The sequence below is a fragment of the Bartonella sp. WD12.1 genome (assembly GCF_002022415.1).
In the GTDB taxonomy this organism is placed as follows: Bacteria; Pseudomonadota; Alphaproteobacteria; order Rhizobiales; family Rhizobiaceae; genus Bartonella.
Map to the genome: position 1 here is coordinate 1,116,442 of NZ_MUBG01000001.1, position 16,811 is coordinate 1,133,252.

15 protein-coding genes and 2 pseudogenes are annotated in these 16,811 nt (G+C 37.3%); 10 read left to right on the forward strand and 7 right to left on the reverse strand.

The window, feature by feature from the left end:
- The first annotated feature begins 29 nt into the window (after positions 1 to 29).
- Complete coding sequence (locus tag BWD121_RS04945; protein WP_078663628.1) at positions 30 to 311, forward strand: DUF6460 domain-containing protein; 282 nt, start codon at positions 30 to 32, stop codon at positions 309 to 311.
- Between the two features lie 285 nt (positions 312 to 596).
- Here the strand turns inward: BWD121_RS04945 and BWD121_RS04950 are convergent, their stop codons facing one another.
- A complete protein-coding gene (locus BWD121_RS04950) occupies positions 597 to 1,025 on the reverse strand; it encodes a hypothetical protein (RefSeq protein ID WP_078663629.1) in 429 nt (142 codons plus the stop codon).
- A gap of 337 nt (positions 1,026 to 1,362) precedes the next feature.
- Here BWD121_RS04950 and BWD121_RS04955 point away from each other — a divergent pair, with 337 nt between their 5' ends.
- From BWD121_RS04955 to BWD121_RS04965, 3 genes are read left to right on the forward strand one after another with little or no spacing between them, the layout of a single operon-like run.
- On the forward strand, positions 1,363 to 2,109 hold the full coding sequence (locus tag BWD121_RS04955; protein ID WP_078663630.1) for an electron transfer flavoprotein subunit beta/FixA family protein: 747 nt from the start codon (positions 1,363 to 1,365) through the stop codon (positions 2,107 to 2,109).
- Between the two features lie 51 nt (positions 2,110 to 2,160).
- A complete protein-coding gene (locus tag BWD121_RS04960) occupies positions 2,161 to 3,093 on the forward strand; it encodes an electron transfer flavoprotein subunit alpha/FixB family protein (protein WP_078663631.1) in 933 nt (310 codons plus the stop codon).
- Positions 3,090 to 4,751 carry an electron transfer flavoprotein-ubiquinone oxidoreductase gene (locus BWD121_RS04965; RefSeq protein ID WP_078663632.1) on the forward strand — a complete coding sequence of 554 codons (1,662 nt, stop codon included), beginning with the start codon at positions 3,090 to 3,092 and terminating at the stop codon, positions 4,749 to 4,751. Before BWD121_RS04960 ends, BWD121_RS04965 begins: the two co-directional genes overlap by 4 nt.
- Positions 4,752 to 4,997: 246 nt before the next feature.
- Here the strand turns inward: BWD121_RS04965 and BWD121_RS08610 are convergent, their stop codons facing one another.
- The 6 genes and pseudogenes from BWD121_RS08610 to BWD121_RS04995 all read right to left on the reverse strand — a co-directional run bounded on the left by BWD121_RS08610 (position 4,998) and on the right by BWD121_RS04995 (position 10,629).
- A complete protein-coding gene (locus tag BWD121_RS08610; protein WP_078663633.1) occupies positions 4,998 to 6,170 on the reverse strand; it encodes a flagellin in 1,173 nt (390 codons plus the stop codon).
- Between the two features lie 134 nt (positions 6,171 to 6,304).
- Positions 6,305 to 7,108, reverse strand: a complete 804-nt coding sequence (locus BWD121_RS04975) for a pyrroline-5-carboxylate reductase (protein WP_078663634.1) — start codon at positions 7,106 to 7,108, stop codon at positions 6,305 to 6,307.
- 350 nt (positions 7,109 to 7,458) lie between these two features.
- Positions 7,459 to 7,827 carry a YraN family protein gene (locus BWD121_RS04980; RefSeq protein WP_078663635.1) on the reverse strand — a complete coding sequence of 123 codons (369 nt, stop codon included), beginning with the start codon at positions 7,825 to 7,827 and terminating at the stop codon, positions 7,459 to 7,461.
- 4 nt (positions 7,828 to 7,831) lie between these two features.
- Positions 7,832 to 8,719: a 16S rRNA (cytidine(1402)-2'-O)-methyltransferase gene (gene rsmI, locus BWD121_RS04985; RefSeq protein WP_078664076.1), complete on the reverse strand. Its 888-nt coding sequence runs from the start codon at positions 8,717 to 8,719 to the stop codon at positions 7,832 to 7,834.
- 48 nt (positions 8,720 to 8,767) lie between these two features.
- A pseudogene (gene pyrF / locus BWD121_RS04990) lies at positions 8,768 to 9,468 on the reverse strand (orotidine-5'-phosphate decarboxylase).
- Positions 9,469 to 9,534: 66 nt separating this feature from the next.
- Positions 9,535 to 10,629: an Mrp/NBP35 family ATP-binding protein gene (locus BWD121_RS04995; protein WP_078663636.1), complete on the reverse strand. Its 1,095-nt coding sequence runs from the start codon at positions 10,627 to 10,629 to the stop codon at positions 9,535 to 9,537.
- Between the two features lie 795 nt (positions 10,630 to 11,424).
- Here BWD121_RS04995 and BWD121_RS08615 point away from each other — a divergent pair.
- From BWD121_RS08615 to BWD121_RS05030, 6 genes and pseudogenes are all read left to right on the forward strand, one after another.
- Entirely contained in the window at positions 11,425 to 12,597 is a 1,173-nt protein-coding gene (locus BWD121_RS08615; protein WP_078663633.1) for a flagellin, read from the forward strand.
- Between the two features lie 261 nt (positions 12,598 to 12,858).
- Positions 12,859 to 12,993 (forward strand): 50S ribosomal protein L34, encoded by a 135-nt coding sequence (rpmH, locus tag BWD121_RS05010; protein WP_007476702.1) that lies wholly within the window; start codon positions 12,859 to 12,861, stop codon positions 12,991 to 12,993.
- Positions 12,994 to 13,108: 115 nt separating this feature from the next.
- A complete protein-coding gene (gene rnpA, locus BWD121_RS05015) occupies positions 13,109 to 13,480 on the forward strand; it encodes a ribonuclease P protein component (protein WP_078663638.1) in 372 nt (123 codons plus the stop codon).
- An 11-nt stretch (positions 13,481 to 13,491) separates the two neighbouring features.
- Positions 13,492 to 15,330 (forward strand): membrane protein insertase YidC, encoded by a 1,839-nt coding sequence (gene yidC, locus BWD121_RS05020; protein ID WP_078663639.1) that lies wholly within the window; start codon positions 13,492 to 13,494, stop codon positions 15,328 to 15,330.
- Positions 15,327 to 15,973, forward strand: a pseudogene (yihA, locus tag BWD121_RS05025) (ribosome biogenesis GTP-binding protein YihA/YsxC). The gene yidC and the pseudogene yihA overlap by 4 nt, the downstream one beginning before the upstream one ends.
- Positions 15,974 to 16,095: 122 nt before the next feature.
- Positions 16,096 to 16,788 carry a glutathione S-transferase family protein gene (locus tag BWD121_RS05030; RefSeq protein ID WP_078663640.1) on the forward strand — a complete coding sequence of 231 codons (693 nt, stop codon included), beginning with the start codon at positions 16,096 to 16,098 and terminating at the stop codon, positions 16,786 to 16,788.
- The last annotated feature ends 23 nt before the right edge of the window (positions 16,789 to 16,811 follow it).

A 16,811-nucleotide genomic window follows, 5' to 3' on the forward strand; every position in this document is an offset into this window, starting at 1 on the left:
TTTAGTATTATATTTGAAGTCACGTCAAAATGAAAAATAGAAAAAAATCACACAATTCTCTTCATTCATTTCTTGGTGGTACACCAGGACGTATTGCTGTAAAACTGCTTATCCTTTCATTTTTCACTGGAATTGCGATAAACATCCTAGGGTGGACACCTATTGATCTTATTTGGGAAATAATAGACTTCCTTCAATCTCTATGGGAAACAGGGTTTATGACTTTTGTAAACCTCTTCCATGTGACCTTAGCTGGTGCAGCAATTGTTATGCCTGTTTTTCTTTTTTTACGCATCTTTCGTAGAAAATAAAACACTTTAAGGAAGCTTTCTTTTTAAAAAACAAATTTCCATAAAAGCTTTGTTACGAAAAGAAGATCTTAAAGACCTTTTTTAAAAAAGTACATATCAAGAGGTTTTAACTAAACAACTAGATAATTGAATATCAAAAAGACTTCCCCTTTTGAAAAAACTTACAGAATTTTATTAAGAAATGTTCTATAGCTTTTATTGGTAAAGAACTAAAACTGACTTTGTTAAGGTAGATTCAATTGACTATTTCCCGGAAAATTGAGTCTCTCTTGATGCCCGAAATGTTTAGTTTTCTTCACATGTCATATGAGCAAGATGACGCACAACAGAATTAATTGATTGTGCATGAGGAACATGTTGCTTCATGACAGTTTCTTGTAAACTTTTCTTTTCATGAAGCAGTTTTTGAACAAGTCTTTCTATCTGTTCCAAACGTTCAAACAGCTTTTTTTGCGCTTGATTACGTGCAGAATGCTCAGCTAAAATTGCCCGGCTAATTGTATCTAAATAAGATTTAATACTATTATCTACAAAGCTCTGCATAATTAATTGATTGGGCACTTTTTTTATCTGCATTTGTGTGTAAACGTAGCGCAACTTAGTAGCAATATCGGACATAGTTATCTCGGCATGCTTTTTCGTTTTCTGCTTTTGTTCAACAACAAAAGTAGAAAGTTGATTATGTACAACCGGGTTTATAACATGACGTTTCATATTCACAGATGTATCCCTTTTCATCTTTTTCAAGAAATCATACTTATAATAGAGAGTGTGGCTCATTTTAGTAAATAGAGCTTTAAAACGACTAAGAGAAATTGAAATAATAATATAAGAACAAAGTTAACTAATAAAATTAATAGAAATGTTACTAATTTTCACCCCATTCAATTCTAACACAACACCTAACTGACCTGTTCTTACCATTGACCAAAGGCTTATATCTTTATAGCAATGTTTTTTTAAACCAACTTGTTGGCATCAATCTTAAATGATTTGGTTTCTTGTGGTTATTATTATAAAATAGTGACTATATAAATTAAAGAGGATCATTATGAAAATAATTGTCGCTGTCAAACGTGTTGTTGATTATAATATCAAAATACGTGTTAAACCCGATGGCACAGGTGTTGATCTATCCCATGTAAAAATGTCTATGAACCCTTTTGATGAAATCGCTGTAGAAGAGGCTATTCGGCAAAAAGAAGCCGGTAAAATCTCAGAAGTTGTTCTTGTTTCAATTGGGCCAGAAGAAGCACAAGAAACCTTACGGACAGGACTTGCAATGGGTGCTGATCGTGCTATCCTTGTCAAAACTGAAGAAGTGCTTGAGCCTTTAGCAATTGCAAAAACTCTTAAAACAATCATTCTTGAAGAAAAACCAAATATGGTTTTTTTAGGCAAACAAGCAATTGATGATGAAAGTAATCAAACCGGACAAATGTTAGCAGCTCTGCTTGGTTGGGGGCAAGCAACATTTGCCTCACACCTAAACATAGAAAACCATCAAGCTATTATTACTCGCGAAGTAGATGGTGGTACGCAAACCATTTGCTTACCTCTTCCTGTTGTTATGACTACTGATTTGCGATTAAATGAGCCGCGTTATACTTCTCTTCCTAATATTATAAAAGCTAAGAAGAAACCTATTGAACAAAAAGCGCTTTCTGATCTATGCATAGATACACGAGCGCGTTTAACAGTGCTTAACATTGAAGAACCTCAATCCCGTCAAGCAGGAGTTACAGTAGCAAATGTAGCGGAGCTTGTTAGTGCACTTAAAAAAACAAGTTGTATTTAAAATACAATAATAGATAATCAAAAGTAACAATGCATAAAAAGGCAATAACTTATGGCAATTCTCTTATTGGCCGAACATAATAACCATTCCTTGTCAGAAGAGACTGCAAAAGCACTCACTGCAGCTCATTTAATTGGTAATGATGTTGATATTTTAGTCTGTGGAACAAAGGTTCAAGCGATTGCAGAAAATAGTGCCCAATTAGCTGGTGTCCGGCAAATACTTGTTGCTGAAGCTGATTACCTAGCACATCAATTAGCTGAACCTGTAGCAGCAACAATTGTTGAACTTGCCAATAACTATGATGTAATCATGGCAGCTTCTACAAGTATTGGCAAAAGTGTAATGCCGCGCGTAGCTGCTTTCCTTGACCTTATGCAAATTTCAGATATTATTGCCGTTGTCTCATCTGATACCTTTAAACGACCAATTTACGCAGGTAATGCCATTGAAACTGTGCGTGCAAATGACCGCCAAAAGGTTATAACAGTGCGTACAGCCTCTTTCACTCCAACTCTCCAAGGAAATTCCGCTCCCATTAAAACAATAACACCAGCTCCTAACCCAAACCTTTCTTCTTTCGTAACAGAAGAGGCCAACAAAAGTGATCGCCCCAACCTTACATCAGCACAAATTATTGTAGCAGGTGGACGTGGATTTGGCTCACAAGAAAAATTTATGGAACTACTTTTACCGCTCGCAAACAAATTAGGAGCTGCGGTGGGTGCTAGCCGTGCGGCAGTTGATGCAGGTTATGCTCCAAATGATTGGCAAATTGGACAAACAGGAAAAATCGTTGCTCCTCAACTCTATATTGCTATAGGCATCTCTGGTGCCATTCAGCATTTAGCAGGAATAATGGATGCACAAATCATTGTGGCTATTAATAAAGATGAAGAAGCCCCTATCATGCATATTGCTGATTACGCCCTCGTCGGTGATCTTCACCACATCATTCCTGAGTTAGAGAAAGCTTTATTATGAATGTATCTACACATCACCAACGTGAAAGTATGGAATTTGATGTAGTCATTGTAGGAGCAGGACCTGCAGGCCTTTCTGCCGCAATTCGTTTGAAACAAAACAACCCCAAGCTTTCTATTGTAATTCTCGAAAAAAGCCCCGAAATCGGTGCTCACATTTTATCAGGTGCAGTGGTTGATCCTATCGGCATAAATACACTTTTACCAGAATGGCAAAATGAACAAAATCACCCTTTCAAAACACCTGTTACTAGCGATCAATTTTTTCTACTGAAGCCAAAGAGCACTAAAGTATTACCTAATATTTTTCTCCCAAAAATCTTATCAAATGATGGTTGTTATATCATTTCACTGGGGAGTGTTTGCCGTTGGTTAAGTAAAAAAGCCGAAGCGCTTGGTGTTGAAATTTATCCCGGATTTGCTATATCTCAGGTCATTTATAATGATAAAGGAGCTGTTATTGGTGTCCTTACAGGTGATATGGGCATTGAAAAAGAGGGAACACCTGGAAAAAATTATATTCCTGGCATGGCTTTACTAGCAAAATATACCCTCATTGCAGAAGGAGCACGTGGCTCAATTGCTAAACAACTCATACAAAAATTCGATCTTAGCAAGGACCGTGAACCACAAAAATTTGGTCTTGGTCTTAAAGAACTTTGGGAAGTTGATTCCTTAAAGCATAAACCTGGTTTAGTTCAGCATTTCATCGGCTGGCCATTGGATAATAACACTGGTGGTGGAGGTTTTCTTTATCATCAAGAAGACAATTTGATTTCTGTTGGCCTTGTTGTACACTTGGATTATAAAAATCCTTATCTCTCTCCTTTTGAAGAATTTCAACGTTTCAAAACACACCCCAAACTGTATGAACTTTTAAAGGGTGCAAAGCGCCTTGCTTATGGTGCACGTGTCATCAGCGAAGGTGGCTGGCAATCTGTACCAAAACTCACCTTTCCTGGTGGTGCACTGATTGGATGTTCTGCTGGCTTTGTTAATGTACCTCGTATCAAAGGCTCACATAATGCCATATTATCCGGTATACTGGCAGCTGACAAAATAGCTGACGCCCTTGCTCAAAGTCGTGCCCATGATGAAGTCAAAGAGATCGAAGATCATTGGCGCAAAGGTCCTATTGGAAAAGATCTTTATATAGCACGTAATGTTAAGCCTCTCTGGGCAAAATATGGTACAAAATACGGAATTAAACTTGCTATATTTGATATGTGGTGGCAACAGATTTTTGGCTTTTCTTTATTTAGAACACTTCCTCATGGAAAACCAGATTATGCATATTTGGAACCAGCAGAAAAATTTCAACCTATAGCTTACTCCAAACCAGATGGTATTGTGACTTTTGATTGCCTTTCCAGTGTAGCACTTTCCAATACGCATCATACGGAAAATCAACCTTGCCATTTAAAAATAGCCTCACTGGAAAAACACAAGAACTCTGAATATGCAATCTATGGGGGACCTTCTACACGCTATTGCCCCGCTTGTGTCTATGAATGGCTAGACCATAATGATCATAAAATTTATATCATTAACGCCTCAAACTGCATCCATTGTAAAACATGTGATATTAAAGATCCTAACCAAAATATCAATTGGACTTGTCCGCAAGGAAGCGAAGGACCTTTTTACCCAAATATGTAATTAGCGTCTTATTACCTTTTTCGCCAAAAACTAAAACCCCTATATTCTAAAAAATTCAGCTAAAAATTGTGATCTACATACTGACGCTTATAAGGCACGTTTGACCTTACCCCCCTTAACCCATGTTTAAATCAGCTAAGTTAGACTGCTCTTATTAGAAAAACTAAGCGTATACTCATTATTTGAGCAGTTAATAAAAAAGGCCATGCAGGTGCGCAGCCTTTTTCACGTAAAAACTCTATAAAATTAATTACGGAACAAAGATAAGATATTCTGACTACTTTGGTTTGCAATAGAAAGAGCCTGAATACCAAGCTGTTGCTGAACTTGCAAAGCAGACAATTTTGCAGATTCTGCATTCATGTCAGCATCAACCATTGAGCCAATCCCTGCATCAACATTGTCTAGCAATCTTTTAACAAAGTCGAGCTGGATATTCACTAAGTTAACTGCAGAACCAATCTTAGCACCAGCAGTAAGAGTTACATCAACAGCATCACGCACTGTATTCTGAAGGCTACCTAGAAGGATATGCTGTGCTTCTGCAGACAATTTATCAACCCCAAACATTTCAGTGAATTCAGCTAAGGTAATCTGATCAGTTACTTCTTTAAAAGCAGCTTTCGCTTCTCCCCAAGCTTCTTCACCACCTTCTAGAGCTTCTACAGCTTCTTTTAATGTTGTCTTCTTTTCTTCATCCAAAGGATCAGCAGCCAATGCAGCTTTTGCTTCTGCAACAGCATCTTCTAACTCTTTGTAGGTTTTTTCTGCTTCATAGAAAGTCTCAAGAGCCTCATCAAATTTTGTTTTCTCTTCTCTAGAATCATCTCCTGCTGCTGGTGCTGGTCCGAAGATTCTCTGAAAAACACCGCCAGTCATATCAATGGTGCCATCCTCACCGAGAACACCAAAATTCAACTCACGACCACCAACTTCAACCATGTCAACATAAACAGCTGCACCTTCACGACGATAACCAGCAGCTATGCCAACAGTTTGACCACCACTGGAAAGCATGTTTTTACCACCAAACGAAGCAGACTGAACTGCATTCGAAATATTTGTCATATTTGCTTTCATCGACTCTTGAAGTTTAGCAATATCACCACCGCTCTTTTCATGAACAGAAATCATTGACTTTTGGATATCATCAAGTGCTTCTTTAGTCAGATCAACAGCTGTGGCAGCAATGCTTACCTGCTCTTTACCCAAGTTAATGGCATCAATAACAGCACTCATTGTGTTACTGTCGTGTCTCATCATTGATGAAATAGACCAGTAAGCTGTGTTATCAGCAGCACTGTTGATACGCAAACCTGTTGAAACACGGTCTTTTGATTTATCTAAATTAGAATCAATGGTACGCAACGTCTGCAATGCAGTCATTGCAGATCTGTTAGTAAGTATACTTGAACCCATAATCTCGTCCCTATAACGAAAAACAATTAAAAAGGGACATGCTATTTTTATAGCTAATGATAGAGCGACATCATGTCTGCCAGATAAATTTGGCCTATCACTTTTTGTAGTGCTATCAGACTAAAAAATATTGTTCAAGCATTTTTTTGGTCTGTGGATAAAACTTCAATTTTTTGCAAAGTAGTTTCAAGGGCCGTTATTAAAGCAGCCCGCCCGCCTTGGTTAGAAAAATAATTTGATAAAAGTTCATTTGTTCCTCCCTTAGTTGAGAATTCTCTCTCAAGAATTGCGAAATCAATAGGTGCTGAACGATGCGCTTTTGTTGTTTTGCGCATTTCATCAGCAAGATTTCCAAACATCGTGCTAAGGAAATTTACTGACTGAGGTTTTTCTATTCCTTGTATCACTAACCATTGGTGTACTGTTTCTATAAAATTAAAGTACACTCCCATAAGTGACCCAGCTGTCATGAAAAGATTAAACTGATCTTCACTTTCAAGCGCCAATGTGCCACCTAATTTATCAAACATAGTACGTAAAAATGGATGATCCGGATAGATTGGTGTTAAATTTTTGCATTTTGCTACAAAAGGAAGAGGAATAGCACGATAAACTTTATGGTTTATCCATTTCTCAATATCTGCTGCTCTAGCCATTGCAAGTACAGAAACAACAAGTTGTTCTGGGTGAAAACGAAGAGGGCGCAATATCTCTTCAGCAACTTGATTGCGCAGACAAAGGAAAACACAATCACTACTATCTAGCAATGCTTGGTTATTTTCAGCAATTGTGACTTTATCATAATCACGGGAAAGACGCTGTGCTATTTGTGTGTTGCGTGGTGAAACAATAATTGAATGCACCTCAAAAGTGCTAGCCATTAAACCATCAATCATTGCAGCGCTAATTGTACCCGTTCCCAAAAAGCCAATTTTCATGTCTCTCCTCATTTTCACAATTTAAAGTGGATCTCAAATCAGCTCTTAACATACTTTACTGTTATTGATTCACGAATAGTTGGTAATAAATATCCTTAAAGACTTTAGTAGGCCACCCTCAACATAAATTAAGGCCATTGTTTCTCTGTAAAATCTAGATAAAGCAAAATATGATTTCTGTATAGCATTATTCCAAAGTTAAGATATGCATCTTGCCACTTAGCGTAATTGCTTCACTCAGTTAATGGATTTTATCCGCGTATAAAAATTAATAACAAGAGCAACATATAAATAGGGAGAATAATCAATCCAAAATATTTTTAGCTGATACAATAAACGGTATAGAAAGTTTATCTATGAGACTCAATAAATGCCGGAATATGATGTGGCCAACACCACGGTAAAATTGCAATTAGGTCAAAACGTATACATAAAAGAGAGTAATCTTTTTGCTGTGCTAACCAAACATTAGCTGCCGATATAATACGTTTTTCATTTACCTGACAAACTGCAGTCATTGTTTCAGTTAATGTTGAACGTGCTTTTACCTCAACAATTAAAACAAGATTTCCACGCCGTGCAATTAAATCAATTTCACCACATTTTGTTTTGAAACGCATTTCAGCAATATGAAATCCTTTCAAACGTAACCACCAAGCTGCCCACTTTTCCGCTCGAATACCTTTATAGAAAGATTTTTGTTTATGCTTTTTTTGCATAATCCTATCCTCCCTTTAAAAGAGTTGATCGTTGGAAAAGTTCTTGTTTTTTCAAACCTGTTTTTTTTGCAACTAAAGCAGCCGCTTTCGCTGCAGGATATATACTAAGCAACTCTAGTAACATCGCATCGATTTCTTGAGTACTCATTTGCTGTAAAGATGCTGTTGCTTCTCCAACGAGTATAACAATTTCTCCACGGACACGAGTTTGTTTTTCATATTTTTCAACCAAATTTCCTAAATTGGAAACATCTATTGTTTCAAACTTTTTTGTTAATTCACGACATATTGCAGCTGACCGGTCAGCTGTGAAAATAGTAACCATATCTTGCAAAGTTTCTACAAGACGGTGAGGCGATTCATAGAACACTAAGGTCGTAGGTATCGATTTTAATTGTTCCAGTCGTTTTTGGCGTTGCATTTTCTTCGCACTTAAAAAACCTGCAAAGAAAAAACTATCTGTAGGAAACCCTGTTGTTACAATAGAAGCTAAAAGAGCTGACGCACCAGGAATTGGAACGATTTTGTAACCAGCTTTACGCGCCTCTTTTACTAATTTAAATCCTGGATCAGAAATAAGTGGTGTCCCAGCGTCTGACACAAGGGCTACTGTTTTATTTTCTGCCAAAGCTTCTAGTAATTTCACTCCTGCTTTTTGTGCGTTATACTCATGATAAAGAAATGTTTTTTTCTGAATACCGTAATGTTCTAACAGAACACGTGTTACTCGCGTATCTTCACAAGCTAAGATATCAACTTGTGCAAGGACTTGCAAAGCACGGATAGTTATATCTGCAAGATTTCCGATAGGTGTTGCCACTAAATAAAGCGCTGGTTCTATAACTGGTGCACAAAAAGCATGAGAACCTATAAAATATACTTTTTCACTCACACTCTTCTGCATATCCAGTGCTTTCTCTTCAAAACTTTAGCAATAGTCTCATGAACAATTGTCAGACATTTCTGCTAAAATTTTCTTTGTTGCAGCTAAAGGATCAATAGCTTGAATAATAGGCCGCGCCACAACAAGATGACTTGCACCAGAATCCAACGCTTTTCTTGGTGTCATGACTCGTTTTGATCATTCTTATCGCTCCCCTGAGGGCGAATCCCTGGCGTTACTAATGCCATATCACTTCCAATTACTCTTCGCAAAGCTTGCGCTTCAAGTGCTGAAGCAACAATGCCACCCATTCCTATTTCTCGCGCTTGCTCAGCTCTTTTGAGCACTAATTTTTGGGGAGTGTCTTTATAACCAGCATTTTTTAAATCGACTTCATCCATTGATGTTAAAACTGTTACCCCCAGTAAACATAAATCACTTCCTTTAGCCACTGCAACAGCTGCTTTCATTGCTGTTGGATATGCATGAATCGTCAGCATTGAAACACCTAATTTTGCAATATTTTCTACAGCTCTAGCAACTGTATGATCGATATCTAACAATTTCATATCGAAAAATACTTTTTTTTGCGCTTGAATAAGGTCTTTGGCTAATTCCATTCCACCGGAAAAAAACAACTGATAACCGATTTTATACCAGCTAACACAATCACCCAATTGCGTAATCAATTTTTCTGCTTGTTTAATATCCGGAACGTCTAACCCCACAATCAAACGTTCACGCATCGTACTTACCATTAAAACACTCCCTTATATTTTAGGATTACTTCACCTTAAGCGAGACTTTACTCAAAAACAATGAAATTAAGAAAATCTTCCTTTTATTTGATGAACAATTGCACGGTAAAGATTGGCATGCCGACCTTCCGGTTCAGCGATAAAAATTGGCACTCCGTCATCTGAAGAAAATCGAAAAGTTGCATCGAGTGGCACTTCTGCCAAGAAAGGAATATCTCGGTTTTCTGCTTCTGTACGCACAGTGCCATGACCAAAAATATCATAGCGTTTTCCTGTATCAGGTGCAATAAAGTAGCTCATATTTTCAATAAGCCCCAGAATACAAACCTTGACTTTTGTAAACATTTCCACAGCTTTGCGTGCATCAACTAAAGCAAGATCTTGCGGAGTAGAAACAATCAACGCACCTGTTAACGGCACTTGTTGAGCTAGTGTTAATTGTGCATCTCCTGTTCCAGGTGGCATATCAACTACCAAAACATCGAGAGGCCCCCATAAAACATCCCTTAGTAATTGGGTTACAGCTGCCATCACCATAGGACCACGCCATACGATTGGTTTTTCCTCTTCAACTAAAAAGCCCATCGACATTAATTTAAGGCCAAACTTTTCAAGAGGTTGAATTTTTTTGCCATCAATCAATTGTGGTTTTTGATTTACAAGCCCTGTCAAACGTGGCAAAGATGGACCATAGATATCTGCATCCATCAAACCTGTTTTAAAACCAGCATCCTGTAAGGCTAAAGCAATATTTATTGCCATTGTGGATTTGCCAACTCCTCCCTTTCCAGAGGCAACAGCAATGATATGCCGTACATTTTCTATTGGCATTTTCATAGGTAATGTATTTGCTTTACGTTTCTGTGCAGAAAAAGCTGCATTTTTGTGTGTTTGAGAAAGTGTTGGTGATTGTTTTTCTTCCGTAAGCGTGACAACAACTGCTTCAACTCCATCCATAGCATATACCACTTTTTCAGCAGCGCGGCGTAATGGTTCTAATTCTTGTGCACGTTCACGGGGAACCGTAATGGAAAAGAAAACCTTACCACCTGTAATGAATATTTCTGAAAGCAACCCAAGCGATACAATATCGCTTTCAAAATTTGGTCCTTTAACTTTACGCAGTTCTTCACGAATAGCTTCACGTGTGACAGGGACCACACTCTTTCCTCTCTATACAAATGCTAGATAATGTAGCAATAAAGAGAAAAAATATTCACGTCAATCATCTTAGTATTTTCTTTGTTAAAAGTTATAAAGTTGCGGTGTAATAATTGTGTTTTTTCAAAATGCTAATTCAAGGTGTAAAACTAATTTTATACAAAAATTTTGGAAAAAAATGCATTGTAGAATTTCGTTACAAATACTTATTTTAAATCATTGTACGAATTTTGCTACAATTCTCTGAAAAATAATCCAAAATTTGAAAACCTTATTGATATTGTAAAGTGATGCATCATTTTCTACTTTATTTCAATTTTTTGATCATTCATTTGCAGTACAACAAAATAACTACAAATTATCCTATGTGCACCACTTTCTTTAACATGGTCATCAATAAGAACTACACTTAATTCCTGATAAGAGAAGTTTAGTTCTGTTAGTTAGAGCATACATTAGGGAAATAACGTCAAATGTATCTATACTTTAAAAGCTGTATAAAACAAAAGAATCAGTGGTGTAGATCACGATTTTTACCTGAATAAAATTATATTTATTAGAATATCGGGGGTAGTTTTGTGAAGAAAAATAATAATTTTACTTACAATGTATTTGAGAGCAAAAAATTGAAGCTTTATCCACAGACCAAAAAAATGCTTGAACAATATTTTTTAGTCTGATAGCACTACAAAAAGTGATAGGCCAAATTTATCTGGCAGACATGATGTCGCTCTATCATTAGCTATAAAAATAGCATGTCCCTTTTTAATTGTTTTTCGTTATAGGGACGAGATTATGGGTTCAAGTATACTTACTAACAGATCTGCAATGACTGCATTGCAGACGTTGCGTACCATTGATTCTAATTTAGATAAATCAAAAGACCGTGTTTCAACAGGTTTGCGTATCAACAGTGCTGCTGATAACACAGCTTACTGGTCTATTTCATCAATGATGAGACACGACAGTAACACAATGAGTGCTGTTATTGATGCCATTAACTTGGGTAAAGAGCAGGTAAGCATTGCTGCCACAGCTGTTGATCTGACTAAAGAAGCACTTGATGATATCCAAAAGTCAATGATTTCTGTTCATGAAAAGAGCGGTGGTGATATTGCTAAACTTCAAGAGTCGATGAAAGCAAATATGACAAATATTTCGAATGCAGTTCAGTCTGCTTCGTTTGGTGGTAAAAACATGCTTTCCAGTGGTGGTCAAACTGTTGGCATAGCTGCTGGTTATCGTCGTGAAGGTGCAGCTGTTTATGTTGACATGGTTGAAGTTGGTGGTCGTGAGTTGAATTTTGGTGTTCTCGGTGAAGATGGCACCATTGATATGACTGGGGGTGTTTTTCAGAGAATCTTCGGACCAGCACCAGCAGCAGGAGATGATTCTAGAGAAGAGAAAACAAAATTTGATGAGGCTCTTGAGACTTTCTATGAAGCAGAAAAAACCTACAAAGAGTTAGAAGATGCTGTTGCAGAAGCAAAAGCTGCATTGGCTGCTGATCCTTTGGATGAAGAAAAGAAGACAACATTAAAAGAAGCTGTAGAAGCTCTAGAAGGTGGTGAAGAAGCTTGGGGAGAAGCGAAAGCTGCTTTTAAAGAAGTAACTGATCAGATTACCTTAGCTGAATTCACTGAAATGTTTGGGGTTGATAAATTGTCTGCAGAAGCACAGCATATCCTTCTAGGTAGCCTTCAGAATACAGTGCGTGATGCTGTTGATGTAACTCTTACTGCTGGTGCTAAGATTGGTTCTGCAGTTAACTTAGTGAATATCCAGCTCGACTTTGTTAAAAGATTGCTAGACAATGTTGATGCAGGGATTGGCTCAATGGTTGATGCTGACATGAATGCAGAATCTGCAAAATTGTCTGCTTTGCAAGTTCAGCAACAGCTTGGTATTCAGGCTCTTTCTATTGCAAACCAAAGTAGTCAGAATATCTTATCTTTGTTCCGTAATTAATTCCATAGAGTTTTTACGTGAAAAAGGCTGCGCATTCGCGTGGCCTTTTTTATTAACTGCCCGAATGATAAATATATTGCTTAAATTAATAAACTTCTTGTATATTTTTAAAATACGAAAAAATAATCTAAGATTGACTTTTTTATGCTTTTCCTTATAGGGTAGCATTTACCTTAGAATTATCTGATGGAATAGGATTATTCATCGAGCATATTATTGTGCTATAGAACTAAGAAGGGCCGCACAACGGTATTTGAATAAATGAAACGTACTTATCAACCCTCTAAACTTGTTCGTAAACGCCGCCATGGATTCCGTGCCCGTATGGCAACAGCTAGTGGGCGTAAAATCATTTCAGCTCGGCGTAATCGCGGACGGAAGCGGTTATCTGCTTGATTCTTTGAATTTTTATAACAAACTAAATGTCGTTAGTTATTTTTTCGTTATGAACCTTTGATGCCTGTCTTTTCTGTAAAAGGCAGGCATTTAGTAAAGCTACGAAGCATCTTTCATGAAGCAAAAACACCCCTGTCGCATTCGTAAAAGAGCAGATTTCTTGGCTGTACGCACAGGAGAAAAACGACGTGGTCCTCTATTTCTACTTGAAATTAAACCCCGCGAACAAACAGCAGAAGTAAAACATCCTCTTGTTGCACGTGTAGGCTTTACTGTAACGCGTAAAAATGGCAATGCCGTCAAACGTAATCGCATTAAAAGACGTTTACGTGAAGCAGTTCGAGTTGGACTAAAAGATAATATAGAAGCAGGAACTGATTATGTCATTGTTGCTCATCCCGATGCACTTCACGCACCGTTTTCATCTCTGATCAATGAATTAAATCGACGAATAAAGCCAAAAATTAAAAACCAGCAACGGCAATAGGATAAGTACAAATGGAATATAATCGTAATTTTTTTATCGCCATTGGATTGTCTCTTATTATTTTTGTTGCATGGCACTTTTTTTATGTTGCTCCCCAACAAGCAAAACTACAAGAAATGCAAATAATGGCACAACAATTGTCAAAACAAAGTTCAGAACTTCCCTCAGCTGACATGCATTTCTCTGATGCTGATCAAACAAGTGGATCGGGATCTGTATTTGATCGTCCTATGACACCCGAAAACCGTAGTGCAGAATTGACTAAAACAAATCGTATTGCAATTAAAACTGATGAATTGGAAGGTTCCATTAATCTTGTTGGTGCACAATTTGATGACCTTTTTCTTAAGAAATATCGCTTAACTGTAGATAAGGGGTCACCGGAAATTGCCTTGCTCAATCCTAATGGATTTAATACAACCTATCTTGCTGAATTTGGTTTTACGAGTTCATCTCTACCAGCAACAGCATTGCCACAATCTCATACACAGTGGAAGATAGAAGGTGAAAATACAACTCTAACTCCTTCAACGCCCGTCACTTTAATTTACGATAATGGACAAGGACAAATTTTCCGTCGTACTCTTTCAATCGACAATCATTACATGTTCACCATTGAAGATTCTATCAAAAATGAAAGTGCTAACCCCGTATATCTTTCGCCTTATGCCCGAGTTGCACGTGCCGCTCCACCAGAACATACAAATGCAACTTATTTACTCCATGAAGGTATGATTGGCATCGCGGGTGATTCACTCAAAACAGAAACATATAAAAATCTAGAAGAGCTCAACCCAAATCCTGAAAATGGTCAGAAAAGTATGATCTTCTCTAAAGTTACAGGAGGTTGGATTGGTATTACCGATAAATATTGGGCTGTAGTGGTTATTCCCCCACAAGATCAAGAATATACAAGTCGTTTTATTTATTTTAATCAACTAAATACCCACTATCAATCCGACTTGCAAAGTTCTCTTTTAACAGTTGCCCCCAATGAAACAAAAACTATTACAAATCATCTCTTTGCGGGTGCAAAACAAGTTGAAATCATTAATCGTTATCAAAACCAATTAAAGATTAAGAAATTTGGCCTTTTAATTGATTGGGGTTGGTTTGATTTCATCACTAAACCAATGTTTGCTCTTATTGATATTTTTTATAAGCAAACAGGAAATTTTGGTATTGCCATTCTTCTTGTTACAGTGCTCCTGAAAGTACTTCTGTTCCCGCTTGCTAACAAATCTTATAAATCTATGGCACGCATGAAGTTAGTGCAACCAATGATGCAAGAAATAAAAGAAAAATATGCAGATGACCGAGTTAAACAGCAACAAGCAGTGATAGAATTGTACAAAATTCAAAAAATCAATCCCCTTGCCGGCTGTTGGCCAATGCTAGTTCAATTTCCAATATTTTTTGCTCTTTATAAGGTTCTTTATATTACCATTGAAATGCGACATGCACCTTTCTTTGGCTGGATTCAAGATTTAGCAGCGCCTGATCCAACTTCTATTTTTAACCTATTTGGCTTATTGCCCTATGAAGTGCCAACGTTCCTTATCCTTGGTGCGTGGCCTTTAATCATGGGGATAACAATGTTTCTACAGATGCATATGAACCCAACTCCCCCAGATCCAACACAAGCTATGATTTTTACATGGATGCCAGTTATTTTTACTTTTATGCTAGCTTCCTTCCCAGCTGGTCTTGTTATTTATTGGGCTTGGAATAATACATTGTCAATTATTCAGCAAGGCATCATGATGAAACGTCAAGGTGTGAAAATTGAGCTTTTTGATAATCTTAAAGCTATGTTCCATAAGAAATCTAAAAAAAAAGGACATAAATGACAAAATGTCTTACAACTTCTGGGATTTTTTTTCGCAATTGGATTTTCATTCGCAGTGTGCCTACAATACAATGTCTTCCACCTGAAGGTCCCCCAGAAATTGCATTTGTAGGACGCTCTAACGTTGGAAAATCTTCCCTAATCAATGCATTGGTACAACAAAAAGGTTTAGCACGCACTTCAAATACACCAGGACGTACTCAGGAACTTAATTATTTTATACCTGAAAGCTTAAGTGATCGGAAAGAAGACTTTCCCCCTATAGCGCTTGTCGATATGCCGGGTTATGGTTTTGCCAAAGCTCCCCCAAATTGTGTTGAAGCGTGGACACGTCTGATCTTTGATTACTTGCGAGGTCGTACAACACTCAAACGTGCTTACGTTTTAATTGACTCACGTCATGGAATTAAAAAAAATGATACAGATGTTTTAGATCTTCTGGATAAAGCAGCAGTCTCTTATCAAATTGTTTTAACAAAAAGTGATAAAATCAAACCAAATGCACTTGAAACCTTAGTAACTGCTACAAAAAAAATATTTTAAAACATCCGGCTGCTTATCCAGAGTTGCTCATCACCTCTTCACAAAAAGCTTTAGGTTTAGAAGAATTGCGTACAGCTATCTTGCAAGCAGTTACGCAATAAAATGATATTTTTATTAATAGATTATTAAACATAACTGTTAGCAATTACTAATGATCTTGTTCTTTCAACAAAGCGCCTTTATAAAAATCTTTTTATCTTAAAGATTTATTGGCACGTAAATTATGCTCACACTTTTTCATCATCCCCTATCTTCTGCCTCTCGTTTTATACGTCTTATTCTCGAAGAATATGGTATAGCAACCCACCTTATTGAAGAGAATGAATGGGCAAGAAAACCTGAATTTCTCGCACTTAACCCAGCGGGACATTTACCTGTTTTTCTTGCAGAACATGAAATACCACTATCAGGCGCTACTGTGATTTATGAATATTTAGATGAAACGCGTGGTAGCTTACGACCAGGTAAACAATTTTTTCCAGCAAACCCTTTAGAACGCGCTGAAGTACGCCGCCTTAATGATTGGTTCTTAAACAAACTTGAAAATGAAGTTACGCGTCATATTGTGCGAGAGCGAATTTATAAACGTGAAATGCCATTAACGATTGGTGGTGGAGCTCCTAATTCGCAAATTTTACGCAATGCACGTGCTAATATTCCACCACATATGAATTACTTGAATTGGCTTTGCACATCTCGTGATTGGTTAGCTGGGTCTATACTGTCTTATGCAGATTTAGCAGCTGCAGCTTCTATTTCTATACTTGATCTTTTGGGAGAAATTGATTGGGAGCAATTCCCTTCTATTCGAGAATGGTATATGCGGATCAAATCTCGCCCTTCTTTTCGCCCTCTTTTAAATGACCGGATCCGTGGAGTTACGCCTAGTTCCCATTACGCTGATCTGGACTTCTAATTTGTCAATGAATACTATAACTT